This window comes from Legionella nigrisilvae (genome assembly GCF_977063395.2).
In genome coordinates, this window is the sequence record NZ_CDRUGZ020000041.1 from 17,122 (window position 1) to 42,608 (window position 25,487).

The window sequence follows — 25,487 nt, forward strand, 5'->3', positions numbered from 1 at the left end:
TAAATTATATTATTTTAAACGGCTCACCTTATGTATAAAGGATTAAATCTTAAATTGGGCACTATGCTCCTTCTGTATTCGTTTTCTCTTTTCGCCGAGGATGATCCGTGTCGTGGTAAAAGCATGTTACTTAGCTTAATTAATAGACCTTCCTTTTCAGATAGCGCCTGTACCGTCCCTGCAAAAAAGTTACTGGTAGAAGGCGGTTTTCAAAACCAGCAAATAATGGGAGAAGGAACCCAAGTGAATTTCCCTGAATTAGGTGTTCGAATGGGTTTGTCCAAAGAATCTGAATGGGTTATCAATCCATCGAATTATATCCACCAGACAATTTATCCTTTCTCAGGAACTTCACCTACATGGTTTGGGATAAAATATCGGGTTTATTATAATAAAAATTGGGTAATTACAGGGGAAGGACTAATCTCCCCACCGAGTGGAAATGAAAATTTTGGTAGCCCGCACTTAGAAGGTACCTTTAATGGAATCCTTTATCATGAAATAAATGATCAATTATCCTGGCAAGTTCAGATGGGTATTAGTGAATTCAGTGATCCTGAAAGTTCAGGTGGACAACACTATGAAAGTTTTAATCCTGATTTTCTAATTAGTTATACGTTTAAAGAAAAAATTAATGCGTATTTAGAATTATTTGGGCAAACTAAAACAAGTTCAGAAGAATCCTTTGGGTTAATTGGAGGAGCAGGATTAATTTATCTTTTTAATTCTAAAACCACCTTCGATATAGAGTTTTATCAGCATATTAAAGGAGAGCTTTTAGGATTTGAACATTTTATAGGCGCTGGGATGACAAGGTTATTTTAATGTAGTATTAGATAAAAAAAGGGAAACTCCTAGAACTATCCTGATAATCCTTAAACTTTTAATTTTAGCTTTTATTAATACAATCAGTGGACTATGTTTAAATAATTTAAGACAGTTAAAACGAGCGTGAAATGGAATTTTTAAAACAGTTGAAAGAACTTATCAATGCAAAAATTTCTGTTTACAAAACAGCTTATTCTTTACTCTCCCTGGAGGCACAACTCGCCAGATTATCTATTGTTCCATTATTGTTAACCATATTTATGCTTTTTATTGTATTAATAACAGTATGGTTATCAATTACAGTATTAATAGGATATTCCTTTTTTTTATTTTTTAATCGCCCTATTCTTGCTTTTTTTCTTATTATATTTTTAAACATAGGATTACTACTGGGTTTAATTCGATATCTTTCCTTTAACATAAAAAACATGAGTTTTGAGAAAACACGAGCTTATTTTTTTCAAAATAAGAGCATGCAAGAGGAACTCGAGAAAATTAATAAAAACCTAGAAAATAAAAACTAATAAACCGTATTTTATTCAGCAATCTAACTCCTCCTTATTACTTGATTGAAGAATTTGAAATCCTATACTATATTAAAAGTACAAGTATTATACAGACCATCTTGCGATGGTCTTTGCTTTTTTGAGAAAAACTATGTTATACCGACTTTTATTAAATTATTTTAAAATTAGACTGTTTCAATTTCTCCTTTCTAAAATTCTAAAAAGCAAAGCCCCAGTTTCTTTAAATAAATTAAGCTTTGTTGATTATGGGATGAAGGTAATTTTATCCTTTATCGAAAGCAAAAAATTCGCAAATAAAAAATAATAGGGAAATGTTACTTTTACTACTGTTTCCCCTAGGTATATAGGGGTTACCCTCTCTTTGACTTTACTAAATAATAAACTATTATAAAATTGTGCGATGCAACAAGGAGCGTATCATGCAACAATTCAAACTGAATACATTTAATAAACTGAATCAGCCTTTACAACAAATCGCTGAATTAAATAATGAAACATTTCCAAAATTTTCTTATTTAAAACCTGAGGATTTTCAAATGAATAATCCACAAGTTTTGGTAGAAAAAAGTGTGCAAATTTTTATAGAAAATAGTCATCGAAGTCTTGATTATATGCACCAATTATTTAATATTTGGGAACATTCGTGGGAAAATATCTCTCAAGAAGCCCGTGAAAAAACCCAGGATATGATGAAACAGTCTCAATCTTATGCCTCTTCAATGGGTAAAGAACTATCTCGTTCTGCCCCATCTAGAGCATCTACTAAAAGCACTTCTAACTCAAAGAATAAGACCTCTTCGTCATATTCTAATTTAACCAAAAATGGTCAGTCCCGAAATACACCTCAACATACCGCCTCATCTGGGAAAAGGGAGGGTATGTCCCAGAAAAAAAAATAAAATTCAACTAAAATTGAATTAGGACATATTTAAACCATAAGGAGAAAACAATGGGTTATATTATTGGATGGTTATTAGGTATACCGGTGAGTATTCTTTTATTGATTTGGCTTATCTCTCATGTTTAAAAGGAAATTAACATGCACAACGAAACATTAATAAAAACGTCAGATTGCTGTAGAACTACAGTAACTCATATTAATTGGACCGGAATTATAGCAGGCGCATTTGTCGGAGTTGGCCTTGGTTTTTTACTTAATCTTTTTGGCATGGCCATTGGCTTAAGTGCTTACAGCTCTTCTCCAAATGGAGCTGCAGTAATCGCTATAGGTGGGGTTATTGGTTTGTTAATCGGGGTAATTGCTGCAATGGGAGCTGCAGGATTTGTAGCGGGATATGTAGGTCGATTTTATCATTGTTATTGTCATGGTGGAGTGCTTTATGGTTTTATCACTTGGAGCCTCGCTTTAATATTGAGTATCTTGCTGATCGGCCCTACAGCAAATTATATTTCCTCTTATGAAAATGCTCTAAGCCCCTCGTTCGCACCAGTAGAGGTTACTAATTCCGTAGTTGGGAATAAGGTTGTAGCTGGAGAAAAGAACAACAATAATCCGGGTGTATCCGTGCAAGCCAAACATCTGGCTTGGAGTGGTTGGGTTCTTTTCATTCTCTTTTTTGTCGGCGCGTTTTCTTGCTGCATTGGAGCTTGTTTGGGTATGCACTGTAAGAAAGAAGAGGTTGAGGTCAGTACGACTGTCCCTCCCCGCAACATCCCCAATGATAAAATATAATTTTATACTACCCATTTCCTTGTGAAATGGGTAGATTGCTGTCCCGCCTACCCTTCTACAAACTGCTTTATTGAGAAGGACTCTCAAGACTTAACTTAAGTTGCATCATTTTATCGGTCAAAACAAATAACAACCAAACAGGTATTTTTGACACAAAATGGGTAAAGACCAAGTCATTGTGAGTTTATGTAGAGCATGACAAATTGGATAGCTGATTTTATCCTTCAATATTTCTTGGATCGTGACCGTGGCTATCCTTGGCTTCTATCTTTCCATGTTTATCATGAATCACAAGCTCAGTGTGTTCTTTAATACTCAGCTCGCGAGCTCTATTCACAGCCTCTTCTTTAGTATTAAAGTGTAGCTTGTTTGAACTATGCGTTAAGCTGATATCCCAACCTCCCTGAGAATTAGGAACAACATGATGCTCTCTATGCATTTTCTTTCCCTCCTGGTATCTATGAATCACTTTATTGCGCTCAAATTCAACTAGAATTATTAAATTATAGCCGAATTCCCAATTAAGATTATTTGATATGTGAGCTTCACTTCATCGAATATTTCACCACAAAGAACATTAAAAAAATGAATAGTGCGATTGATTTAAGGTTTAGCGAAAGAAAAATTAATTTGTAAGAGCCATATTAAAGCACTTTAACTTTCCCGATTATTTACTAATATTAAAATATAATAGAACAGGGAGTATTAAATGAAAAAAAATGAACAGAAGGATCATCCCGAAGTTACACATATTAAAAATATCTGTGATGTTACAAAAGAAGCATCTGAAGATATTTGCAAAAAAGTTAATGATCATAAAAATGCTAAAAAAATAAGTCCCCAAAAGGCTAAGCCCAAGAGATAGAGACTTGGATTTTAACTTTGCAACGAAAAGATTTGCTAATGTTTACCTTAAATTACAAATATAAAACAGTATACTATTTCTTTATTAAATGACTTTAAGGATAAATTATCATGAACTCACTTAATGGACTTAAAGTTGCTATTTTGTTGACCGATGGTTTTGAACAAGTGGAAATGGTAGAACCTAGAAACGCATTACAAGCTCAAGGAGCACAAACCTTTCTCATTTCAAACAAATCAAGAGTTCAAGGCTGGAATCATTCGGATAAAGGGGATACTTTTGAAGTAGATATCCTCTTAGAAAATGCTAATCCCAATGATTTCGATGCATTAGTACTACCTGGAGGTGTGATGAATCCAGATACATTACGTACCTTGCCGGAGGCTGTAGAATTTACCAAAAAAATTAATCTTCAACAAAAAACCATTGCTGCTATTTGTCACGGACCCTGGCTTCTGATTAATGCTATGGCAGTAAAATACAAACGCCTTACCTCCTGGCCATCGGTGAAAATTGATTTAATTAATGCAGGTGGAATATGGGTCGATGAAGCGGTAGTTAAAGACGGTAATTTAATTACAAGTAGAAAGCCTGATGATATCCCCGAGTTTAATAAAGCTCTTATAGAGCACTTAAACAATAATAAAAAAATAAATTCTACCAAGAAGTCCCAATAAGAACTTTATAAGTTGAAAATCTTTTTTTAACTTATGTACGTTCGACATGAACTCGAAGATATTTATGTAAAATTTCTTCACATATTTTTTTATATTTTTTTCTAAAAATTTCAGTTGTTCATCACTCAATTTTTCTAAATCAAGGGTCTTATTGGGGGATGAGATTTAATTAATTCATCTAACTTTAAATTTATAATTTTATTATCACGATTTTGCGTATGCTGAATTAAAAAAACCATTAAAAAGGTAATAATAGTTGTCCCTATGTTGATCACGAGCTGCCATGTATCTGAAAATTTAAAAATAGGACCTGTAATTATCCAAATCATTATAAGCAGAAGTTACTTGGTGCACATTACTCGATGACTGATATCCCCATAAAGAGTGTAATTTGAAGATAAGCTCTTTACCCAATGCAAGCTCCTGAAAGAGCTAACATACAACACCTACCCATGGACTGCTCACAGCCGTCAAGACACACACTTGCGCAGTGCGTTAAAATTATAGTCTATAATAATCTTAATAATTGAGGATACATGGAAAAAGTCCAATTTATGATTAGTTTTTTTCAATATAATGCTACAAAAGATGCCGCTCGTTTAATTAAGCAAATCAAACCTGAGCAGATAAACTTGCTTTATAATCTGTCACCTTTTGCGATAATAGCAGAATTAATAGCAGCCGCTTTTTTATATTTTGGATTAAGTGAAGTGACTAATTCCACCTTATTAATCGCATGGCTTACATCCACTTATATTTTCTCTGATTTTTTAAAAATAGGATTATTTTATCTTTATAAAAAAAAAAATAATCTTCTTAGAAATCAAGACTTTCTAATTTTATTTAATGTAGGTGTTTTATTTTCAGGTTTGTCGTGGGGGTTTGCAAGTTCTATTTTGATACCAAGCAGTGATGCTTTGCATCAAATATTTGTCGTATTTTTAATTATTGGTGTTACGGCGGCTGCAAATTTGCTTTATTCGCCTGTATTAACCACATATCTTCTATTTCTTATTCCTGCTTTTGTCCCTTTTATTATATGGATGTTTTTGCAGGGGCAATTATATCTTATATTAGGATTTTGCGGCATTATTTACCTCGGAGTAATGGTAGTTGTTTCCTCTTTCTCCAATCAATTACTTAAATCCACTCTTATGTATCGATTTACAATTATTGACCTAAGCTCTATCAAAGCAGTATTAGAAAAGACAGTTGCTAAGCGAACTAATGAGCTTGAAAAACTATTAGCACTTACTAAGTCAACGCTCGAATCAACAGCAGATGGCATTTTAGTTGTCGATAGCTTGGGAGCTATCGAATATTATAATCAGAAATTCCTTGATATGTGGAATATATCAATACAATTCATTGCAACTCATAATGATGAGGAGGCGATTAACTATGTGTCAAATCAGCTTAACAATGCCACTGAATTTATAGAAAAAATAAAATATCTTTATGAAAAGCCTGAATTAGAAAGTTTTGATGTATTACATTTTAAGGACGGTAAAATTTATGAACGGTATTCCAAGCCTCATTGGCTAGAAGGCAAGATAATAGGTCGAGTTTGGAGCTTTAGAGATATAACCATACGAAACAAATTAGCCTATCAAGCTAATCACGATGCCTTGACAGGACTACCTAACCGCACTTCATTATATGCTCGGATTGAGCAAGCCATCACTTATGCTGCTCGGTTAAACCAGATTTTAGCTGTATTCTTCTTAGATGTTGATGACTTTAAACTAGTTAATGATAACTTAGGTCATGATTCGGGAGATAGCTTATTAAAAGTCGTTGCAAAACGTTTAAAGGAGTGTATTCGAGAGAGTGATACTGTGGCTCGCTTTGGTGGTGATGAGTTTGTGCTAGTTTTTATGGCACCTACTTTCAAAGATATTACCCTTATTGCTCAAAAAATATTAAATCAAGTTGTACAACCTATCAAATTGTCTGCGCACGAGGTGATAGTCACAACCAGTATAGGAATTAGTACTTACCCCAAAGATGGGGCTGACACAACTTCTCTGTTAAAAAATGCAGATATGGCTATGTATCTTGCTAAAAAAGAAGGCCGTAATAATTTTCAATTTTACAATAATTTTATTAACGAACAGTCTTTGAAACGTCTTGAAATTCAGACCCAAATACATAAGGCTATGGAGAATAATGAGTTTTTTATTCTTTATCAACCGATCTATAATTTAAATTCAGGCGCTCTTATGGGTGTTGAAGCGCTACTTCGTTGGCAGCATCCGGAGTTAGGCCTTATTCCCCCTCATGATTTTATCCCTATTGCAGAAGATAATGGATTAATCTGCCAGTTAGGTGAGTGGGTATTTAGAACTGCATGTAGACAAAATAAAGTGTGGCAAGATTTGGGCTTACCACCCATTTTTATAACGGTAAATGTCTCTTCTCGACAATTGAAAAAAGATAACTTTGTAAGGAGGATTGAGGCTATTTTAGAAGAAACGGGGCTTTCTCCTCAGTATTTAGAGATTGAATTTACCGAAAGTGCTTTGATAAAAAAGTCACCCGAATTGAATAATACATTACTTAGCCTCTCAAGGATGGGTATAAAGATGGCCATTGATGATTTTGGCACAGGCTATTCAAGCTTAAGCTATTTAAAAACATTTCCCGTTAGTAAACTTAAAATTGACCAATCTTTTGTTCAAGAGTGCACTCATAGTTCTAATGATGCTTCCATTGTTGAAGCAATTATTGCTATGGCTCACGGTTTAAAGCTACGTGTTATCGCTGAAGGAGTTGATACCAGTGATAAAGTTGCTTTTTTAAAAAAACTCAATTGTGATGAAGCACAAGGTTTTTTCTATAGTTTGCCTTTAGAAGTATATGAAGTTACTCAATTATTAAAAAACACTATAAACAATTTATGTGTTTTCAGACATAGGTAATCGTGACTTTGCAGCAAAAGCATTGATTCATTATTTCATCCCAACCTATTGATTTTATTAGGACTGCTAGCTAATCTTGCTGCCCTTAAGAAGAGCAGTGTTGCTAAATGACGTAAGCAAAAGAGTCATTGAAAAATCACAGGAAGAAGTTGAGCAGATCGTTGGATTGGTGCACTCATTAAACCTATCTGTGGGAACAAAAACTTTTATCATTGGGTGTATTTACCTGGCCTCTTGGATCCGCGCGCATTGGTCGAACATCAAATCACTCTATCCAATTTAAATCGGCTTATCTTTGGCAGCGGAGATAGGACCACTAAACAACAAGACAAATCTCCAAAAGCAGAACAGAATAACACTGCTGCAGAGGAATCCGAAACCAGCCCTTCAAATGATGAGAGCCATGAACCCAAAGAAGCCAAAGACATGGACGCCTTCCGCATACGGCCTACATCAATGCAACCGAACACTCTATTCCATTAGAGTCTCTGAGTGCTGGTCAATTATGCCCACATCACTGTGGTAGCAGGCTTTACTCCGTCAATCCCGGCATCCACCCAATGGCAACTTATGGAAGAACTATCCAATTGTGCGTATTGGTATTCCCAGCTTTAGAAGAGCTAGCGGCCAATGGTTCTTTAATTCACATTGTAGATACAATTCGCCACAACAGGAAAAACCCTGATAAAAACGCACCGCATGTACACTACAGATATTGGCGCGAAACAGCGCTCATAAAATAGCGCTCTTTTATAACAGCCAACGCCATTCTGGTTAAAACATGGAGCGTCTTCTTAATAAGCGCCATAAGAATAAAGAAATGGTCATCCAATTGTGTGATGCACTAGTACCTTCGGAGGGACTCGAAGATTATTTATGTAAAATTTCTTCACATATTTTTTTATATTTTTTTTCTAGAAATTTCAGCTGTTCATCACTCAATTTTTCTAAATCAAGGGTCTTATTATCGGCTGGGGGATGAGATTTAATTAACTCATCCAACTTTAAATTTATAATTTTATTATCACGATTTTGCGTATGCTGAATTAAAAAAACCATTAAAAAGGTAATAATAGTTGTCCCTGTGTTGATCACGAGCTGCCATGTATCTGAAAATTTAAAAATAGGACCCGTAGTTATCCAAATCATTATAAGCAGAATAGCAGTAATAAAAGCTCCGAAAGTTCCGGATATTTCGCTAATAAACGATGAAAATTTTTGAAACCATAATCTTAAGTTCTTCATGATTATTTCCTTGAATATGGAATAAAATTCCATTTCTTTATTTTGCAGAATTAAAAATAAATTGGGATCTAGGTTTAGTCAATACAATAAAAAAATCCTGAGTTTCGGAAAGCGTGTGTGGCTAAAGATATGTCTGTTGTTTAGCCTATAGCCTCTATGATTTTAGGAGGCAACTTAATGATAATTGGTACCCACAAACTAGAAACTGTCACTGCCTTTAGACACTGGCGAGCCTGGTCTATAATTAAATTATAACTATTTTATTTAATTTCTATCATGAGATTTAAAATTGCCAGGTTACAAACTCCAATCTTCGCATTAGTTAAGTACGCAGGCAAAATAGCATGGACTCATTGGGTAAATATACCTGGTACAGGCTATGAATATGTAGAATATGCCTCTGATATGTCAGTAAACAAAAAACCTGGGAGTGTGATAGACGCGAAAAAAAGGCAAATTGATAATCAAATGAATAAAAAAGATAATCATGGGATAAAAGTAACAGAAGCGCCCGCGAGTTATGCAGGTTTATCTGGAAAATCTCTAAGTGAAATTAATAGCTATGATTATGGAGTGGATTCTAAGCCAATTCCTTCGGGTAGCTACTTTGACAATGATGACTGGGAGGCAGCACCTGTTAATAAGGTGAGAGTTGATAGTGAAGGTAGGCTTATAGCTGTTGAAGAGGATGAAGGAAATATTGATGACTGGTATGAAGCATTGGTTAATCGGGCGAGATTTGATAGTGAAGATAGAGTTGTAGGTGATGTGGAGGATGAAGGAAATACTGATGACTGGGAGGCAGCACCTGTTAATCGGGTGAGAGCTGATAGTGAGGGTAGGCTTATAGCTGATGTGGATGATGAAGGAAATATTGATGACTGGTATGACGCATTGGTTAATCGGGCGAGGTTTAATAGTGAAGGTAGAGTTGTAGCTGATGTGGAGGATGAAGGAAATACTGATGACTGGGAGGCAGCACCTGTTAATCGGGTGAGAGCTGATAGTGAGGGTAGGCTTATAGCTGATGAGGGGGATGAAGGAAATACTGATGACTGGGAGGCAGCACCTGTTAATCGGGTGAGAGCTGATAGTGAGGGTAGGCTTATAGCTGATGTGGAGGATGAAGGAAATACTGATGACTGGGATGAAGCATTGGTTAATCGGGCGAGATTTGATAGTAAAGGTAGAGTTGTAGCTGTTGTGGAGGATGAAGGAAATACTGATGATGGGAATGCAGCGCCTGTTGTTCCAATTAAATCTGAATTAAAAATTATTAAAATTGAACTAAACAATAGACAATCTAACGTAGAAATTCTTACAAAATTACTGGATCACGAATTGTTAAAAAATCCTAGTCATAGCACAGGGAAATTAATTCAAAATCTATTAATAAGTATTAAAAATATTGATTTATCGGATCCAAAAGAAATTTATCTGGGTTTACAAGACCTTAAAGCTTATATAATCGATTGGGAAAAAAATAATTTTAATGAGGATGCAGAAAAAAATAGTCCTAACCTATTAAAACTAATGGAAGTCTTTAAAACTAATAACTCAACTTTTGAAGAGGTATTGGAATTTGCGTTAAAGCATAAGGAGCTCGCAGAGATCATCGAGGGTTTTAATATAGGACCACAAAACTCAGAATATTGAGAAATAGACCAAGTTTCACAGTAAATAAATCCAATATTAGCGTAGGTCAGGCCCTGACCCGACAATTCCTTAATTAATAAGCTATAGAAAAGTTTGAATGACAGACTTTGCATAAGTCTTGTAATTTGTTGGTATTATTTTTTCAACTCATCAATCAACATCTGATTAAGCTATATTCATAAATGGGTCATACACTGTTCCTTGTGTATTATAAAGTTGAGCTATAATTAAATTTAAGAAAAAAATTCTGATTCGGATCCACTTAATCAACTTTGATAGGAAGAATTTAAACTCTAATTCTCAATAGATGATATGGTTCATCAAATTAAACTGGCATGTTAAGAGTTTTGTTTCGGTGAAAAGGATAGCAATCATGAAACCTCAAGATCATTTAGCTATGTTGTCTCATCAATTTCCTAACGCTTGGAATCTTATAAACAAATACCGAACAATCAATTACTTTAAAGAAGAATGGCCTGCATGGTGTTTTCTGCCTTTGAATGCATGGAAAGGGATAGTAGCTCAAGAATATAATACCTCCACTCTTAATTTGGAACAAACCCGAGAGGCGATGAATTTGGCTGCCATTGGTACATGGCGTTATACTCAGGGTATTTATCGCTTTGATTCAAAATTATATAAGATACTGGCGCAAATGAATGTCAGCACAAAAGCCGATAAAACAAAATTTTATCAGCTTCCAGAATGGTCTATTTATATCGAAACTCCTGAGCTTAATTGGAATAATAATCCTTTACTAGGGTTTTGGTTTCATCTTCAGTGGGATAAAGAAAAAGACTATGATGAACTCTGTTTTTTATTAAACTCAGATAAATTTGTTTCTATTTCTTTGCCATTAAATAAATGGACAACCAATGAAATTCTTCAAAGTTCATATCCGAATTTATATATAAACAATAACAATGCCAATACCTTAAGAATTATGTCTTCTCTTGTGTATTATATCTGTACTTCCCCGAGCCCAATTTCTGATAAATTTGGGAAGAAACCAACTCTTCCCTCCAGCAAAATGTATAAAAATGAATTTAGGCTCTTTCCTCCGGGTAATGCCAATATTTGGAATGTAACTGGGGAAAGCTCAATTATTTCAGTTAATAATGAATCGTTCATCATTAACAAGGGAGATATAGGCCCCTGAGAAGTGTTTAAGAGGTAAGAACAAAAAAGATTACTTGTCTTGAAAAACAATAGCTCTAGAAATTTAAATCCCCTATTTCGGAGAGGATTTAACTTGCATATTTATAAACTGCCATGGGTCAGAATTATCTAAATCTTCGTAATATAATTTATTCCTGTTTTTTAAAGGATTCCATTGGGTGTAATATCCCTGCACTTTACCTAGATAAGGTAAGGCATTTTTTAAAATTTGATCATAGGGTAACTCCTCGGGCTCTAGTAATCCTTGGTTAGGATTCTGAATCGCCCAAATAATCCCGCTGATTAATCCAGCAACCACCTGTAAACTCGTAGCATTATTATGGGCAACGAGTTTGCGAGATTCTTCTATTGATAAGGTAGACCCATACCAATAGGCACCTTTACAATTCCCCATTAATAATACCCCAAGTTCGTCAATACCTTCTTCAATTTCCTCTACAATTAATCGATGATTTTTTTGGGGAATCCATTCATTTCCCTGAAGTTCTTGCAAAGAAAGCAATGCATCAGGACAGGGGCAATATGAATATAGAACCGTAGGTCTATATATAACTTTTTTGTCCTGTTCTAAGGTTAAATAATTCGCAATCGACGTATTTTCAGGATGGGTAATTAAATGCCCCTGGTATGCTCCAAAACTTGGAGTCCATGAACGTACTTTCATGCTACCGCTAGGACATTCTATATAGATACTAGACTTCGCTCCTTGATATTTTGCTCCCTGCGGAAGGTGTTGCTCATGAGTTCCCCACCCTATTTCAACTGGTTGTTTTATTTCTTCAATAAATCCTTTTATGGACCATGTATTTACAAACTCATCCCATTTTTTAAATGAAGATGCCACTTGAGAATCATGTTCCGCAATATGAATACTTTTGATATTGAGTGTTTTTGCAAGAGAAGCCCATTCTAATTTATTTTGTGGAGGAGAAATGTGAAGCGAATTATCTTTTGCCATATTCAATAAAGCTTGCTTGACAAAATGAGATACAAGGCCGGGGTTAGCACCATGAGTTAGTATCGTTGTTTTTTTTATTGTTTCTCTTAAATCAAGAATTTTTTCCCTCAACCAATAATTGGTCCATGTTTTAGGATTATTTAGCTCAAAAATACTTTCTCCCCATTCTTCAATAGAGGCATTTATATATAACGCATCAAGCTGATTACATAATTGAATAAGTGCGGATGACGAGATCCCTATCGAAACATCAATTACTAAATCTTCAAAATTGAGTAATGAGCCAACCAAATTCTTATAATTGGTTTTATTAATTGTGTGAACAATGACATTTACAGAGAATTTATTTGCAATGAGAATTGCAGAATCTTCATTAGTTATTATTGTGATTTGAGAAGAAGGAATATCCAATTTACCTATGAGTAAAGGTAATAATGCTTGGCCTATACAACCAAATCCTAATATTATAATTTTGTTTTCGAAAAGCGTTTTTTTCATACCCATTCCCTTGTGGTACGACGAGTTCTTTTACGTAACAAATATTTAATAAGAAATGTCACCCTATTATTTAAGCAATAGCAAAAACAACATCTTATTAAATCAAGGATTCCCTTAGTTTAGTTAAGATTTTTTAAAAAGGGAGACTCTGAGGGGATTAAACCATCTTTTTTTAAAACAATGCTGTAACTTTTTATATGTGGCATTGTTTCCCTTTTTATTTGCACTTTCTATTTCATTATTGGTATCTTTTTTATAGATCCATAATTTCTGAAAAGTAATTACAGGGTGTTTAAAGATACACCCTGTAATGTGTACAGTTATTTACGGCCCCCTTTTAAATGCGACCCTCCTTTTTTGCGATCCTCATTACTTAAATGATGACCTTTAGAGGGGGCATGTTTCTTTTCAGTACTGGGAGAACTTCCCTTCTTGGGTTCAAAATTTTTCATAATTATCTCCTTATAATGTTTAGAACAATAATTTGTTCCATCCAAATATTTAGTACAAATAATAGCCATTATCAAACAATTTATTACGAAGAGCACACTATTATTACATTTGTAAATTCCAAACAATTTAAAATATTTAGAAGCACAAATAAGGAAATACTTAAATAAAAAGGTACTTTCTTGTAGTTTCGTGTTTAAAAAATTTTTAAATTAGGACTATATTAAATCTTATTAAGACCCAAGGATTTCCTTAATAACGAAAAATTGTGGAAGAATCTAAAATAGGGGAATTGGGAATGTTCAATAGATCGATTTAATTTTGCTTGTCCGGTGCTGTTTGTAACATAACATTTAGGAAAATCTATGGACAGTATATCTTTATGGGAAAAAATTAGTAAAAGACAAGTTGATTATCCAGAATTAACCGAAGATATAGAGGTAGACGTAGCGATAATTGGAGGCGGGATTACAGGAGTAACTGCCGCAGAGCAATTAACCAAAGCAGGTAAAAAGGTAGCCCTTGTAGAAGCAGAAAAAATTGGCGGTATTACCACCAGCCTTTCTACTGGCAATTTATATATAGCCGTTCAGCCATTATACCAAACCATTGCTTCCAAGTTTGATTTTGATACAGCAAAATCTGTAGCTTTATCAAGAAAATTTGCCATAGAGTATATTGAAAAAAAAGTGAGCGACAAAAAAATTCATTGTAAATTTACTCGTCGTCCTTGGTATGCATATACGGTTAAAAATGAACAGGCTACCATTGAAAAAGAATTCGAATTGCTTAAAAAAATGGACCTTTCTGTGGAGTATACCAAAACTCTACCTTTTGATTTTAAATTTAGCAAAGCCATCGTTATGAAAGATCAGGCACGATTTAATCCCTTGCAATATGTTTTATCTATGGCTGCTGATTTATTAAAGAATGGCTGTTTAATATTTGAAAAAACACGTGTAACTAAGGTGACAGAACACAATCATTGTGTCCTCGAAACTGAAAAAGCCAAAATTAAAGCAAAGAATGTCTTTATGGCAACCCATACTCCCATTGGAATAAATCCTACCCAATTGTTTACTGCTCCTTACCGAAGCTATGTTATGGGGATTGAATTGGAAAACAAAGAATATCCGGAGGGACATGTTTGGGATTTAGACAGCCCTTTTCATTCCATATGCACCCATAGCGTTTCTCTTAAACGCCCACAGATCATGCTGGTGGCGGGAGAACATCACAAAACAGGCCAAAATCCTTCGAAAACTTCCTCTTATAAAAAATTAGAAAAATACATTAATTCGACATTCAAAGTTTCTAAAACGGTATACAAATGGTCAGCCCAACATTTTCAATCCGCCGACAGCATCCCTTATATCGGTTTAGCATCTGGAAGCTCAAAACATACATATATGGCTACGGGATATTGGGCTGATGGTCTAATTTATGGGACTTTAGCAGGAATAATAATTAGCGATTTAATATTAAAAAATTCCAATCCTTTAGAGCCTATTTACCAATCGACCCGTCACAACTTATTATCTTCTGCCGCCTTTTTATGGAAAGAAAATAGCAATGTATTGCGCCAATATTTAGAGGATTACCCTACATTGTTCTCTCAGAAGACTGAAAATATAAAAAGGGGCGAAGGTAAGGTAATTGAATACAATGATGAAAAACTTGCTGTTTCCCGCGATACTGAAAATAATTTACATGCTTTATCAGCGGTTTGCCCCCATATGAAATGTATTGTAGCTTGGAACAATGAAGAACAAACCTGGGATTGTCCATGCCATGGAAGTCGCTTTACTTGTGATGGAAAAGTTATAGAAGGTCCTGCTACCACCGATTTAGAAATAAAACAGTGGAAATAGAGTAGATTTGAACTTAAGGAAAAATCCATGTTTATCAGTACCATTTTGATTTTTTTAATAACGATATCACTTGGGGTATGGCTTTTAATGTATATCCTAAAAAATAAAAATACACCTAAAGGACTTGCTTTAACGCATGGATCTTTGGCGTTTATTGGAATTTTACTTCTAATTATTTATTCAATTTTTTATAACGCTCCCCTAGTGAGCCTACTCCTTTTTATCGCAGCGGCTATTGGCGGTTTTATTCTTATTTATAGGGATATAACTGGAAAAACGATTCCTAAATGGCTTGCCTTAGGACATGGGATCACTGCTCTTTTTGGACTAATTTGTTTATTTGCTTAAAGGGCGTAAAATAAAATCTGATTCCCTATAATGACAAAAACCACCCGAAGGTGGTTCTCGCAGTAGCCATGCTTATGGACTAATCTAAAAGCAGGTTACATTTTTAGTATAGACCCTGTTTCTATGAAAAGCAAAAAATACTGCTTCCTCTCATTAGGTTTTTGATGGTTCTCAGATGAAAACTTTCCTTTCATTTTTTTAACGAATAGCCATGATCAGGATTAAGATTTTCATCCTCTTCCCTCATCTCCTTAATAGTTTGTTTTATACTTTTAAAGTACGAAGTCGCTTTTTCTTGAGTTTTTTTATCCTTCCCTTCACTTAGAGCTAATGTCATTCGCATACTATCTTTTAAGTTATGTATTATTTCTTCATTTGATTTTGGAGGATTATCTGATTTAAGCAGATCATTTTCATACATGAGCTTGTCTATTCTTTTCTCAATATCTTCCCACTTTTTTTTCTCTTCTTTGGTTATAATCTTACCTTCTACTTTAACGGCATCCAATGATGCCATCAATTTTGCTATCTCTCGTTTATTTTGTTCAAATTTTGTTTGTCTCTCTTCTTTTTTATTACTCAAAGGACTATCCGACATGAGCAAAGCTTTTTGTTCTTCCTTTTCGGCAATGTTTTTATCCAGTTCTTCCAACACATCATCAAAGTGTTTTACTTTTTGGCTTGATGTTAAGGCGTCTTCTATCTCTTCAATGGCTTTTTCCAGTTTTCCTTTTTTTGCAAGGGAGGATAACACTTTTTTTGAGGATTCAAGTTCCTTAAGACGTAAGAGAGGAAATTTTGTGGATTGTTTCTCCTTTTTTGCTTCCTTAATATCTTTCTTACACTCTTTTATAGTTTTATCAATAGCTTTTAGATCACTCTCTAAGGAAGTTGTAGCCCGGGCCGTCGTGGTAGTAAGAGCTGTAAAATATTTACTTTCTACATGTCTTATACTTTCGAGTTCCTGAATATACTCAGAAATTGCTGCTTTTTTTTGTCTAAGTCGCCCTAGACTGCTTTGAGATGTCTTTTCGCTTGATAATTGGGTGATTTCTGCATCCATCTTGTTGTGCATAAAAAGGGTTTTATTGTAAATTTGAGTTTTATCGCTGTAATTAGCTACATTCTTAATACCATCGGATAATAAGAATTTCATTTCATCCCATTTAGTCCTGTTTAAATCCTTTTTAATATGATTTATAACATCCTGTATTATTCTATTTGCTTCACCTTGTCCTTTTTGCTCTAACTTGGCAACGATTTTCTGGTCCCCTTCATTGGTGCTCGTCTGCAGATTTTCTAACCTTTCAAAAAACTTTTCTGGGGATAAATATAAAATTCCATTATCTTCACTACCAAAAACGCTTGAAAGCAGTTTCATTTCGTCCAATGATAAAGGAAGTCTTGTTATCTTATCCGCTGCTTCCTCCGCTCGCAGCTTTTCGTTTTTAAGTTTTTCTGTGAGGCTTCCATACTCCATTGCCGTTTTTAATTTTTCCCTAAGATCCCCTGAAGGTTGATGTTTATGCTCCTCGATAATTTGAATAATCTGTTCTAATTTGGCTAATTCCCTTTGGGCTCTATCTAAATCAACGGTTAGTACTCCACCAATAACATTTCTAAGATCGCGATGTTTACTAATGAATCTAGCATAACGCTCATTTTCTCCCTTAGAAGGATTTTTTTGAGACGGGGACCACATAGAATATTCCAATTAATGTGTGTAGTTTAAATTATAGACTAATCACACAAGCGTCATTTGAGCTAAGCAGCATAATAATGAGAATGTCTCGGTATCAGGTGGTGAATAGTCTGACGTATCAACCTCCCAATATTAGAACATACGATAAGCATAGTAACATTTATATTTAGGCAAGAATCCATCCCAAAACAAAGTAAATAATTAATTTGGGATAAAGCCCGGCAATTTTAATTTTAGAAGTTATTGATTTTTATCGTCTTTAGAATGACAAAAACCACCCGAGGGTGGTTTTCGCAATAGGCATGTTAATGGACTTCTCCACAACACCTCCTATATTTTAAGTATAGACTCTACTTTCAAAAAATCAAAAAATAAATTATTTAATCTTCCATTTATTCTTTTTCTAAAGCAATCTCTCGTTGAGCAAAACAGATACATCATGTCTATAATTTACTAAAATACTTTATTTGAACCAATGCCTTATTAGAAAAGGATATTTACATGAATAATAAGAATGTGGTTGAACTGGAATATCAATTAACTGAAAGCCCACATAAATTATTACTTAGCACTTTGGGTGATTTTTTAGATCAATATGAATTAGACCTTCTGATGAAGCATAGTCAAATCGCTTCATTCGAATCAGGAGAAATCCTCCTGCATCAAGGAGAAATAATCAATAATATTTATGTTATTCTTAAAGGAACAATTCTGGTAAGCGCCCAAATAATGGGACGGGGAGTCACTAATCTTGAAACTCTTCACGGAGGCCAATTGTTAACTACCATTGGACTCAATGAGCCTTGTCCTTGTCCCACATCTTTTATAGCTACAAGCCCCGGACTATATTTAATTATTTCCAAAAGATACGTTGAATTACTTTCTCTTGATTACCCAGAAACAAAATATAAGCTGCTTCTTGTTATTGCCCAGCAAACATGCAATCGTTTAAAAATAATACATGATGTGGTGACTTCTTTTATTGCTAATTCAGATATGACAAGCTTGTCATTTTTTGAAAGAGTGATTTATTCATTAAATCAGCCCAAGAAAATTATTTTTGGTGAGAAAGGAATCGATCAAGCCCTTATTCAAAATATTCCCTCATTAAAATCATTAACCAAAGAAGAAACTCATTTGTTATGTACTCATTTTATTATTTTAGATGCTCCAAAAAATAGTACCTTAATTAGCGAAGGAGAAAAAAGCGCCTGTTGTTATTTAGTTTTATATGGCGCCATCCAGTCATGTATTATCAAGAACAGCAAGCTTGCCAAATTATCAGTAATTGGCCCAGGAACATTTCTAGCCAGCATAGGGTGTATTGAAACTAATACCTCGTTTAATTTTACATATATTACTTGCGAACATACAATTTTATGTAAGTTACCCGAAACCGCCCTGCAATTAATCAAAAATAATCATCCGCAGCTTTGGTATAAGCTATTTTATTTGATTTGTACTTCGTTTACATCATTAAAAAAATCGATTGATAAATTAGACATACGATTACACATTGAAAACTACAATAGGTAAATGTTATGTGCAGAATATTGACTTATCTTGGAAAACCGATAGTAATTGAAGAATTGCTTTATAAGCCCGATAATTCATTTATAGAGCAGAGCTATAATCCTAAATACATGTCTCATTTACTTAATTTAGCTGGATTTGGCATGGCTGCTTGGGATACTACATCACCCAATCCCAAATTTCCTTACTTATATAAAACGCCTCAATTACCCTTTTACGATAGTAATTTACGAAACCTTGCTTCTAAAATTTCTCCTTATTGCCTTTTGGCACATTTACGCGGGGTTTCTTATCATGAAGAGCAAATCGTCTCTAATCAAAATGTCCATCCTTTTATTTTTTCGAACACCAATGTCGTTCTTGCTCATAATGGATCATTAAGCAATTTTGAGGAAATGCGATATGATTTATTGGAATATATACGTCCTGAATATAAAGAAGATATCCATGGAACTACGGATAGTGAATGGATTTATTCCATATTTCTATCTCAATTACCTGAATCCAGTAATTATGAAACAGAGGAAATTATTACTGCGGTTATTGAAACATTAAAAATAGTACAGCATGTTCGTCAAAGACGAAAAATAAAAGCAAACTCCCCTGTAAATTTATTTATTACAAATGGTGAATTTATTGCTGCAACTCGATTTGTGTTTGATTATGGCTGGCCTTTACCTTCGGAATTGCCTTCTACTCATTCTTATTACCATTCATTGTGGTATACCTACGGAGAAAGCTACGGTTTTTTTGATGAGGGATATAAAATGAATGGAGGTGAGTCCAAAAAAAGCATTATTATTGCATCTGAACCTTTGACAGAGGACACGACTACCTGGCTTGAAGTTCCTGAGTATACTCTTGTGGTGGCAAAAAAATCCAATAATGATGAGATTGAAATAACTTCTCAAGACATTAACTTATAATCTAATTTATATTGATTATATTCATTTAATTTTTTTGAGCCCACATTTTACATTGCTCTGAAACCATCTTAGGCAAGGAGCCCACTTGATGAAATATTTCTAATAACAAAGAGGCGTCATTCACTTTATCTCTTACACCATCGAGTAATCGATCCACATACTCAGTATTTCCTAGTTGATCAACATATTTTTTAATTATCTCCGCAGTATTTATTATATCGTCAACAATTAAACTGCGCTCCATGGTGTACGGATTAATAAAAGTGCCCTCAAAACCATATCGGCAAGCTTCAAACCTATTTTGGTTATAAAGATTGTACACATCAGGGCAAACTTGAGTGGGTCTTTCTTCCAATAGATAAAGGGCTAAGGACTGAATATAGGCGGCAATCAATAGTGCTTTATTAATAGTTAGTGGGGCATCAAAAACTCTAATTTCAACGGTACCAAATTCAGGTTTAGGGCGGATATCCCAATAAAAATCTTTCATACTCGATATAATGTCTAAATTACGCATTTTATAATAATAATCTGAAAATTGTTTCCAATCCGTGAGATAAGGCATAACCCCACTTAATGGAAATGCATTAAAGGCTATCGAACGTGCGGAACAAAAGTGGGTATTAACGCCTTGATAAAATGGTGAAGAACCGGATATTGCAATAAGTTGAGGTACATACCGCGAAAGCGCGTGCGTAAGATAAAGGGCATCCTCTGAATTACCACAACCTATATGAATATGCTGGCCAAATTCAGTAGCCATTTTGGATAAAAACCGATATCTTCTTGAAATTTTTTTGTATCTTAATGTGGGAAATATTTTTTGCATCGCCCAGGTTTGAAATGGATGACAACCTCCACCACAAATCCCTATCTCCAAATTGGAAGCCTGTTTTAATAAATAGGCTTGCAATTCAAATAATTCCTGTAACATAGTTTGCGGGGACTGATGAATGGAAGTATTGATTTCAATCATGCTTTGGGTTATTTCAGGTTTTACTCTAATTTGATAGGATTCCGTTTTAATATTTCTAATCAGATCCTTAGCTCTAGAAATTAATGAAAAGGAGCAGGGGTCTATAAGCTGAAGTTCTAGTTCAACTCCAATTGAGGCCACTGAAGATTTTTTAAATGGCAGATTTCTTCTCATAAAATTCCTTAAAAATAAGCTCCTATGGATTAATTATAATCCAATTTGGTACCAATCTGGATAAATTGCAATGTAGAATTGCTTTGACTATTATGTAATTTATAGCTCATTGTGCCTATCAATCGGACAAACAAGGAGAGTAATGGATACTTTACAATGGCTAGAGCGGCTCATTAGTTTTAACTCCATTTCAAATAATTCGAATTTGGAAATTATTAAAACAATCGATGAGTGGTTCAAACTACATCATATTCCTTCGCAAGTTATTCCTGGCCCGGCTGAATCCAGAGTTAATTTATTTGCAACTATTCCTGCAACGAATGGGCAAACGGAAGGAGGGATTCTTTTGTCGGGTCATACTGATGTGGTACCTGTAGGTGGACAAATATGGAATACGGATCCTTTTGTAGCGACGAAATTAGATAATAAAATTTATGGGCGTGGTACATGCGATATGAAGGGTTTTCTTGCGGTGATTCTTGCTCTTACTCCTGAGTTTAAGAAATTAAAACGAGTGAAACCCATCCACTTTTCATTTACTTGTGACGAAGAAGTAGGTTGCCTGGGTATAGATTATGTAATTGATTTTTTAAAAACCAATAGGATTCAACCTGAAGGGTGTATTGTAGGTGAACCTTCTAATATGCGCCCAATAATAGGAGGAAAAGCTAGAAAACTTTATCATTGTCAAATACAGGGGAAAGCAGCCCACTCTTCTCTGGCTTTTGAGGGTTGTAATGCAATTGAATATGGGAGTCGTTTAATCAATTACATTAACTCTATTGCCCATTATATAAAAGAAAATGGGCCATTTGATAATGATTTTGATTGTCCATTCAGCACAATAACCATTAATATAGTCAGTGGTGGAATTGCAACAAATGTCATTCCTGGCACGTGTGAATTTATTCTTGAAGTTCGTTATATCAACCAATTTCCCATTGTAAATTTTCGTAGCCAAATTGAAAATTATATCAATGAAACGCTGTTACCTGAGATGAAAAAGACTTATTCAGAGGCTAGAGTTTATTTTGATGAAACTTCTGATGCACCCGGATTTCAAGCTTTGGAAAGCTCATCCATCCTTAAAGTCGTTCGTGCAGTAACCGGAATAAACGATCGATTAAAGGTTTCCTATGGAACTGAGGCGAGTGTCATTCAAAATGCCAATGTCCCCACCGTTATCTGTGGGCCTGGTGATATTAAACAAGCCCATAATCCGAATGAATTTGTAACTATAGAACAACTTAATCTGTGCGAAAAAATAATTAAAAATGTAGTTACCCTTTTTTGTACTCACCCACAAAGTAGTGACACAATTTAGAATTTTATTTATTACGAATCCGGTAAAAATAGCAATCCATCTCTAAATAACGTCCCTTTTTATAATATTTCATTCCACATTTTTGCATGACCCGGAATGAAGCAGTATTTTTTCTGTCAGCGTAGGCAATTATATAATCCGTATCAATATTATCCCTTGCCCATTTCAGAAGAGCTTTTAATATTTCGGTAGCGTACCCTTTATTCCAAAATTTTTGATGCAAAAGGTATCCTACTTTTATTTCTCCGCTGTCTAATTGGTTAAAATAAGCTTCACCAATAAATTTTTCACCAGATAGCCTAAAAATAATACAAGAAGGTAAATGCTTTTCTTTATAAAGAACTAAGGTTTCGTTAATATATTCCTTTATTTCTTTATCGCTTAAGAGGCCTTCTGGAAAAAATTCTTTGACTTTGGGATCCCTTTCTATATGTTTTAAATACTTAACATCATCTTTTCTAAGTAAGCGTAACCCCAGATGTTTGGTTTTTATCAAATAGTCGTCCATAACGTAATTTCCATATTAGGATATATATAATATACACCACTTTTTCTGCTAATTAGCCGAATCTAAAAAAAGTAATTGGATTATATTCGCTTTATAGGAGGATAGTTGTTTGAGAGGTATTTTACCCACTCCCCTTCAGAGTTCTTTTCATATTCTTTTTTGAACGAGTTCATTTAAGGCATTGAACCGAAAGTAGTTCTTTGTCTTGGAGCAACTTCAGCCAAATCGTTGATTGATCCTCATTTTCACTTACAAAAAGAACGGAGGAACTTTAATCACTAAACCTGATTATTTGGTCATGGCAACCTACCATCCTTCGGCTATTCTAAGAGCCAAAATATTTAAAAATGATAAAGCCATCTTTAATTATTTTAAACAAGACTTATTATTAGCTTATCAAAATGCGCTTTAGGGCATTACTTGTACGCCCCCTGAATTAAAAGATCAGTCTAAAGCAATAAAATCGGAAGGTCCCCTTTCAATAAACCGTTTGATTAATTGTTGCCAAAAAGGACGATACAATGCATTAAATAAAGGATGGGAATCATCAACAGGGAAACAAGGTCCATGATTCACTTCCAGTAACCAAACCTTATTACCTGCTGCCTCAACCATAAAATCAAAACCAAAGCAGGCAATTCGAGGCTGTCTGTCCTCCCAAACAGGAGCAAATCGCTTTTTCAATGCATTGACTAGCAGTTGGCAGATAAAAATTATCTCCATTTTGTAGGGTTGGACTATTGATATCTCATCACTTAAACGTTGCACTACGTTATATCGTTCGTCACTAAGATGTTCATTGGTAAGATGAGATTCCAGTTGGTTGAAATTATCTTCTTGATAAGGTTTTAAGGCGATATTCACATACCCACTCGGAAAAAGTGCTGCACCTTCGTGTGTAGATACCACCACCAATTCTCGAATAGAAAATTTATGCCCCCATTGGGGTCCCTGAATCAATTGCGGCTTAACAATATACCGTTGCAAAACTTGGGGGCCTCCCATGCGCTGATGAGAAAGAAAATGGGCTTCAATGGCGTTTAAATCATTAAATATATGGATATGTTGCCCATTATTTAACATAGATGGTTTTAATATCCAAGGAATGTTAGGAGGATGTGACTTACTGATATTAGCCAAAACAGTAGGCCAATTCTGATCATCGATATAATGGGTCTCTGGCATCAAATATTCGAGATGATTTGCCTGCAAAAAAGCCGCAAGCAGGTGCTTATACTCTAAAGTTTGACTAATCAGGGGAGAAAAATGGAGCCATTCTTCATTCACTGACGCCAGCGCAGAAAACTTACTTGACTTCCACCCCTCCGCTTTCAAAAAACGCGCTAAATTAGCATGGGTTGGTGTTTTGTTTTCTTCTAAATGAAATTTCCTCATAACATTGGTATCAATTTTTCAATTCGGTATTTATAAAACAAGTATAGCCATCATTAAATGGATCCGTGCTATAAAAATTGTAAAATTAACCGAATATGATTTTTATTTGTAGATGCACGTTTATTGCTAAAATAAACCTAAACCATTATAAGTCGAACAAAGGCAGTTGAATCATTTCCGTTGTCTTTTCTTGCTTCAATTTAATTCCTATACCCAATAATCTTATGGGCATATTTTTTCTGCAGAACCCCTCTTGGATAAGGCGCTGAAGGATAATTAAGTCAATTTTATCGTGTATGCATTCAACCGTGGTTTGCTGGAAATCATTAAATTTTAATTTAACAAACAAGCTATGAATGCCTGAAATTCCTCCTATACGCTGTATTCTTCCTTCCAGACGTCCCATTAACTCCGGTAACGCAGCAAAACATGCGTCCGCATCCGGTAAATCCTGCAAATAGGTTTCTTCGACACTAATGGATTTTCGAATACGCTCAGGATTAACTGGACGCTCGTCTATTCCACGCGCTAAATCATACAGTCTCTGCCCCATAATCCCAAACTCATTAAATAAATAATCCATTGAATGCTGTTGTACATCGCCACATGTTTTAATATTCAAAGAGTTTAATTTTTCCTCCATTTTAGGCCCTACCCCAAATAATTTGCGCACGGGTAAATCAATCATAAATGCAGCCACTTCTTCTGGCTTAATCACCTTTTGCCCATTAGGCTTATGCCAATCACTGGCAATTTTTGCCAAGCTCTTATTGGGCGCAATTCCTGCGCTCGCGGTAAGTTGCCGGGTCTGATAGATTCGCTCACGTAACTCTTGTGCCATCCAGGTAGCGCTCCCTTTACAGTTAGGAGAGTTCGTCACATCAAGATAGGCTTCATCCAAAGATAAAGGCTCAATTAGATCGGTGTATTCTTCAAATAAGGATCTGATATATTGACTTTCGTTCCGATAAACTTCCATACGTACTGGCCGTAAGATTAGGTTACGACATAACTTCATTGCTTTTCCTGTGGGCATGGCTGAGCGTACTCCATAGGCTCGTGCCGCATAATTGCACGTGGCGATAACCCCTCTTCGATCCGCCGCCCCTCCTACCGCGATGGGTTTATCGGCCAGCTCAGGAAAATCACGCATTTCGATAGCGGCATAAAAACAGTCCATATCAATATGAATGATTTTTCTTATTGGGTTCATTTCAATTTCTATTCTTTAGT

Annotated in this window: 25 protein-coding genes; 15 read left to right on the top strand and 10 right to left on the bottom strand. The window is 34.9% G+C overall.

The window, feature by feature from the left end:
- Positions 1-30 precede the first annotated feature (30 nt).
- From ACWTE2_RS26100 to ACWTE2_RS26115, 4 genes are all read left to right on the top strand, one after another.
- Positions 31-825: a transporter gene (locus ACWTE2_RS26100; protein ID WP_454785047.1), complete on the top strand. Its 795-nt coding sequence runs from the start codon at positions 31-33 to the stop codon at positions 823-825.
- 131 nt (positions 826-956) lie between these two features.
- A complete protein-coding gene (locus tag ACWTE2_RS26105) occupies positions 957-1,352 on the top strand; it encodes a hypothetical protein (protein ID WP_454785048.1) in 396 nt (131 codons plus the stop codon).
- A 422-nt stretch (positions 1,353-1,774) separates the two neighbouring features.
- Entirely contained in the window at positions 1,775-2,254 is a 480-nt protein-coding gene (locus ACWTE2_RS26110; protein WP_454785049.1) for a hypothetical protein, read from the top strand.
- Positions 2,255-2,394: 140 nt separating this feature from the next.
- Positions 2,395-3,048: a hypothetical protein gene (locus ACWTE2_RS26115; protein WP_454785050.1), complete on the top strand. Its 654-nt coding sequence runs from the start codon at positions 2,395-2,397 to the stop codon at positions 3,046-3,048.
- Between the two features lie 217 nt (positions 3,049-3,265).
- Here ACWTE2_RS26115 and ACWTE2_RS26120 read toward each other — a convergent pair whose 3' ends face one another.
- A complete protein-coding gene (locus ACWTE2_RS26120; protein ID WP_454785051.1) occupies positions 3,266-3,487 on the bottom strand; it encodes a DUF2188 domain-containing protein in 222 nt (73 codons plus the stop codon).
- Between the two features lie 270 nt (positions 3,488-3,757).
- On the opposite strand from ACWTE2_RS26120, the gene ACWTE2_RS26125 reads away from it, so the two are divergent.
- Complete coding sequence (locus ACWTE2_RS26125) at positions 3,758-3,913, top strand: hypothetical protein (protein ID WP_454785052.1); 156 nt, start codon at positions 3,758-3,760, stop codon at positions 3,911-3,913.
- A gap of 110 nt (positions 3,914-4,023) precedes the next feature.
- Positions 4,024-4,590: a type 1 glutamine amidotransferase domain-containing protein gene (locus tag ACWTE2_RS26130; protein WP_454785053.1), complete on the top strand. Its 567-nt coding sequence runs from the start codon at positions 4,024-4,026 to the stop codon at positions 4,588-4,590.
- 134 nt (positions 4,591-4,724) lie between these two features.
- On the opposite strand, the gene ACWTE2_RS26135 is transcribed toward ACWTE2_RS26130, so the two are convergent.
- Positions 4,725-4,919 carry a low affinity iron permease family protein gene (locus tag ACWTE2_RS26135; protein WP_454785054.1) on the bottom strand — a complete coding sequence of 65 codons (195 nt, stop codon included), beginning with the start codon at positions 4,917-4,919 and terminating at the stop codon, positions 4,725-4,727.
- A 207-nt stretch (positions 4,920-5,126) separates the two neighbouring features.
- Here ACWTE2_RS26135 and ACWTE2_RS26140 point away from each other — a divergent pair, with 207 nt between their 5' ends.
- The gene (locus ACWTE2_RS26140) at positions 5,127-7,511 is read left to right on the top strand and encodes a putative bifunctional diguanylate cyclase/phosphodiesterase (RefSeq protein ID WP_454785055.1); all 2,385 of its coding nucleotides are present in this window, start codon (positions 5,127-5,129) and stop codon (positions 7,509-7,511) included.
- Positions 7,512-7,760: 249 nt separating this feature from the next.
- Positions 7,761-7,994: a hypothetical protein gene (locus ACWTE2_RS26145; protein ID WP_454785056.1), complete on the top strand. Its 234-nt coding sequence runs from the start codon at positions 7,761-7,763 to the stop codon at positions 7,992-7,994.
- Between the two features lie 387 nt (positions 7,995-8,381).
- Here ACWTE2_RS26145 and ACWTE2_RS26150 read toward each other — a convergent pair whose 3' ends face one another.
- A complete protein-coding gene (locus ACWTE2_RS26150) occupies positions 8,382-8,756 on the bottom strand; it encodes a low affinity iron permease family protein (RefSeq protein ID WP_182393105.1) in 375 nt (124 codons plus the stop codon).
- A 276-nt stretch (positions 8,757-9,032) separates the two neighbouring features.
- Between ACWTE2_RS26150 and ACWTE2_RS26155 the strand changes: the two genes are divergently transcribed.
- On the top strand, positions 9,033-10,412 hold the full coding sequence (locus ACWTE2_RS26155; protein WP_454785057.1) for a hypothetical protein: 1,380 nt from the start codon (positions 9,033-9,035) through the stop codon (positions 10,410-10,412).
- Positions 10,413-10,785: 373 nt separating this feature from the next.
- Positions 10,786-11,571 carry an AcrVA2 family anti-CRISPR protein gene (locus ACWTE2_RS26160; RefSeq protein ID WP_454785058.1) on the top strand — a complete coding sequence of 262 codons (786 nt, stop codon included), beginning with the start codon at positions 10,786-10,788 and terminating at the stop codon, positions 11,569-11,571.
- A 72-nt stretch (positions 11,572-11,643) separates the two neighbouring features.
- Here the strand turns inward: ACWTE2_RS26160 and ACWTE2_RS26165 are convergent, their stop codons facing one another.
- Entirely contained in the window at positions 11,644-13,047 is a 1,404-nt protein-coding gene (locus ACWTE2_RS26165; RefSeq protein WP_454785059.1) for a saccharopine dehydrogenase C-terminal domain-containing protein, read from the bottom strand.
- 320 nt (positions 13,048-13,367) lie between these two features.
- Entirely contained in the window at positions 13,368-13,499 is a 132-nt protein-coding gene (locus tag ACWTE2_RS26170; protein WP_255464367.1) for a hypothetical protein, read from the bottom strand.
- Between the two features lie 363 nt (positions 13,500-13,862).
- Between ACWTE2_RS26170 and ACWTE2_RS26175 the strand changes: the two genes are divergently transcribed.
- On the top strand, positions 13,863-15,368 hold the full coding sequence (locus ACWTE2_RS26175; protein ID WP_454785060.1) for an FAD-dependent oxidoreductase: 1,506 nt from the start codon (positions 13,863-13,865) through the stop codon (positions 15,366-15,368).
- 27 nt (positions 15,369-15,395) lie between these two features.
- On the top strand, positions 15,396-15,716 hold the full coding sequence (locus ACWTE2_RS26180; RefSeq protein WP_454785061.1) for a hypothetical protein: 321 nt from the start codon (positions 15,396-15,398) through the stop codon (positions 15,714-15,716).
- Between the two features lie 190 nt (positions 15,717-15,906).
- On the opposite strand, the gene ACWTE2_RS26185 is transcribed toward ACWTE2_RS26180, so the two are convergent.
- The gene (locus ACWTE2_RS26185) at positions 15,907-17,418 is read right to left on the bottom strand and encodes a hypothetical protein (protein ID WP_454785062.1); all 1,512 of its coding nucleotides are present in this window, start codon (positions 17,416-17,418) and stop codon (positions 15,907-15,909) included.
- A 501-nt stretch (positions 17,419-17,919) separates the two neighbouring features.
- On the opposite strand from ACWTE2_RS26185, the gene ACWTE2_RS26190 reads away from it, so the two are divergent.
- Positions 17,920-18,954 carry a cyclic nucleotide-binding domain-containing protein gene (locus ACWTE2_RS26190; protein WP_454785063.1) on the top strand — a complete coding sequence of 345 codons (1,035 nt, stop codon included), beginning with the start codon at positions 17,920-17,922 and terminating at the stop codon, positions 18,952-18,954.
- 5 nt (positions 18,955-18,959) lie between these two features.
- Positions 18,960-19,877, top strand: coding sequence for a class II glutamine amidotransferase (locus ACWTE2_RS26195; RefSeq protein WP_454785064.1), 918 nt, complete (start codon positions 18,960-18,962; stop codon positions 19,875-19,877).
- A 25-nt stretch (positions 19,878-19,902) separates the two neighbouring features.
- Here ACWTE2_RS26195 and ACWTE2_RS26200 read toward each other — a convergent pair whose 3' ends face one another.
- Positions 19,903-21,027: a YbdK family carboxylate-amine ligase gene (locus tag ACWTE2_RS26200; protein WP_454785065.1), complete on the bottom strand. Its 1,125-nt coding sequence runs from the start codon at positions 21,025-21,027 to the stop codon at positions 19,903-19,905.
- 142 nt (positions 21,028-21,169) lie between these two features.
- Here ACWTE2_RS26200 and argE point away from each other — a divergent pair, with 142 nt between their 5' ends.
- The gene (gene argE / locus ACWTE2_RS26205) at positions 21,170-22,351 is read left to right on the top strand and encodes an acetylornithine deacetylase (protein ID WP_454785066.1); all 1,182 of its coding nucleotides are present in this window, start codon (positions 21,170-21,172) and stop codon (positions 22,349-22,351) included.
- Positions 22,352-22,355: 4 nt separating this feature from the next.
- Here argE and ACWTE2_RS26210 read toward each other — a convergent pair whose 3' ends face one another.
- The 3 genes from ACWTE2_RS26210 to dinB form a co-directional block, all read right to left on the bottom strand.
- Complete coding sequence (locus ACWTE2_RS26210) at positions 22,356-22,847, bottom strand: GNAT family N-acetyltransferase (RefSeq protein WP_454785067.1); 492 nt, start codon at positions 22,845-22,847, stop codon at positions 22,356-22,358.
- A gap of 456 nt (positions 22,848-23,303) precedes the next feature.
- Positions 23,304-24,254, bottom strand: coding sequence for an ATP-grasp domain-containing protein (locus ACWTE2_RS26215; protein WP_182393091.1), 951 nt, complete (start codon positions 24,252-24,254; stop codon positions 23,304-23,306).
- Positions 24,255-24,399: 145 nt separating this feature from the next.
- The gene (dinB, locus tag ACWTE2_RS26220) at positions 24,400-25,467 is read right to left on the bottom strand and encodes a DNA polymerase IV (RefSeq protein WP_454785068.1); all 1,068 of its coding nucleotides are present in this window, start codon (positions 25,465-25,467) and stop codon (positions 24,400-24,402) included.
- Between the last annotated feature and the right edge of the window lie 20 nt (positions 25,468-25,487).

Bases quoted from the DNA above. Each gene is read 5' to 3' on its own strand.
- ACWTE2_RS26100 (WP_454785047.1), top strand. From the start codon at position 31: ATGTATAAAGGATTAAATCTTAAATTGGGCACTATGCTCCTTCTGTAT.
- ACWTE2_RS26105 (WP_454785048.1), top strand. From the start codon at position 957: ATGGAATTTTTAAAACAGTTGAAAGAACTTATCAATGCAAAAATTTCT.
- ACWTE2_RS26110 (WP_454785049.1), top strand. From the start codon at position 1,775: ATGCAACAATTCAAACTGAATACATTTAATAAACTGAATCAGCCTTTA.
- ACWTE2_RS26115 (WP_454785050.1), top strand. From the start codon at position 2,395: ATGCACAACGAAACATTAATAAAAACGTCAGATTGCTGTAGAACTACA.
- ACWTE2_RS26120 (WP_454785051.1), bottom strand. From the start codon at position 3,487: ATGCATAGAGAGCATCATGTTGTTCCTAATTCTCAGGGAGGTTGGGAT.
- ACWTE2_RS26125 (WP_454785052.1), top strand. From the start codon at position 3,758: ATGAAAAAAAATGAACAGAAGGATCATCCCGAAGTTACACATATTAAA.
- ACWTE2_RS26130 (WP_454785053.1), top strand. From the start codon at position 4,024: ATGAACTCACTTAATGGACTTAAAGTTGCTATTTTGTTGACCGATGGT.
- ACWTE2_RS26135 (WP_454785054.1), bottom strand. From the start codon at position 4,919: ATGATTTGGATAATTACAGGTCCTATTTTTAAATTTTCAGATACATGG.
- ACWTE2_RS26140 (WP_454785055.1), top strand. From the start codon at position 5,127: ATGGAAAAAGTCCAATTTATGATTAGTTTTTTTCAATATAATGCTACA.
- ACWTE2_RS26150 (WP_182393105.1), bottom strand. From the start codon at position 8,756: ATGAAGAACTTAAGATTATGGTTTCAAAAATTTTCATCGTTTATTAGC.
- ACWTE2_RS26155 (WP_454785057.1), top strand. From the start codon at position 9,033: ATGAGATTTAAAATTGCCAGGTTACAAACTCCAATCTTCGCATTAGTT.
- ACWTE2_RS26160 (WP_454785058.1), top strand. From the start codon at position 10,786: ATGAAACCTCAAGATCATTTAGCTATGTTGTCTCATCAATTTCCTAAC.
- ACWTE2_RS26165 (WP_454785059.1), bottom strand. From the start codon at position 13,047: ATGAAAAAAACGCTTTTCGAAAACAAAATTATAATATTAGGATTTGGT.
- ACWTE2_RS26170 (WP_255464367.1), bottom strand. From the start codon at position 13,499: ATGAAAAATTTTGAACCCAAGAAGGGAAGTTCTCCCAGTACTGAAAAG.
- ACWTE2_RS26175 (WP_454785060.1), top strand. From the start codon at position 13,863: ATGGACAGTATATCTTTATGGGAAAAAATTAGTAAAAGACAAGTTGAT.
- ACWTE2_RS26180 (WP_454785061.1), top strand. From the start codon at position 15,396: ATGTTTATCAGTACCATTTTGATTTTTTTAATAACGATATCACTTGGG.
- ACWTE2_RS26185 (WP_454785062.1), bottom strand. From the start codon at position 17,418: ATGTGGTCCCCGTCTCAAAAAAATCCTTCTAAGGGAGAAAATGAGCGT.
- ACWTE2_RS26190 (WP_454785063.1), top strand. From the start codon at position 17,920: ATGAATAATAAGAATGTGGTTGAACTGGAATATCAATTAACTGAAAGC.
- ACWTE2_RS26195 (WP_454785064.1), top strand. From the start codon at position 18,960: ATGTGCAGAATATTGACTTATCTTGGAAAACCGATAGTAATTGAAGAA.
- ACWTE2_RS26200 (WP_454785065.1), bottom strand. From the start codon at position 21,027: ATGAGAAGAAATCTGCCATTTAAAAAATCTTCAGTGGCCTCAATTGGA.
- argE (WP_454785066.1), top strand. From the start codon at position 21,170: ATGGATACTTTACAATGGCTAGAGCGGCTCATTAGTTTTAACTCCATT.
- ACWTE2_RS26215 (WP_182393091.1), bottom strand. From the start codon at position 24,254: ATGAGGAAATTTCATTTAGAAGAAAACAAAACACCAACCCATGCTAAT.
- dinB (WP_454785068.1), bottom strand. From the start codon at position 25,467: ATGAACCCAATAAGAAAAATCATTCATATTGATATGGACTGTTTTTAT.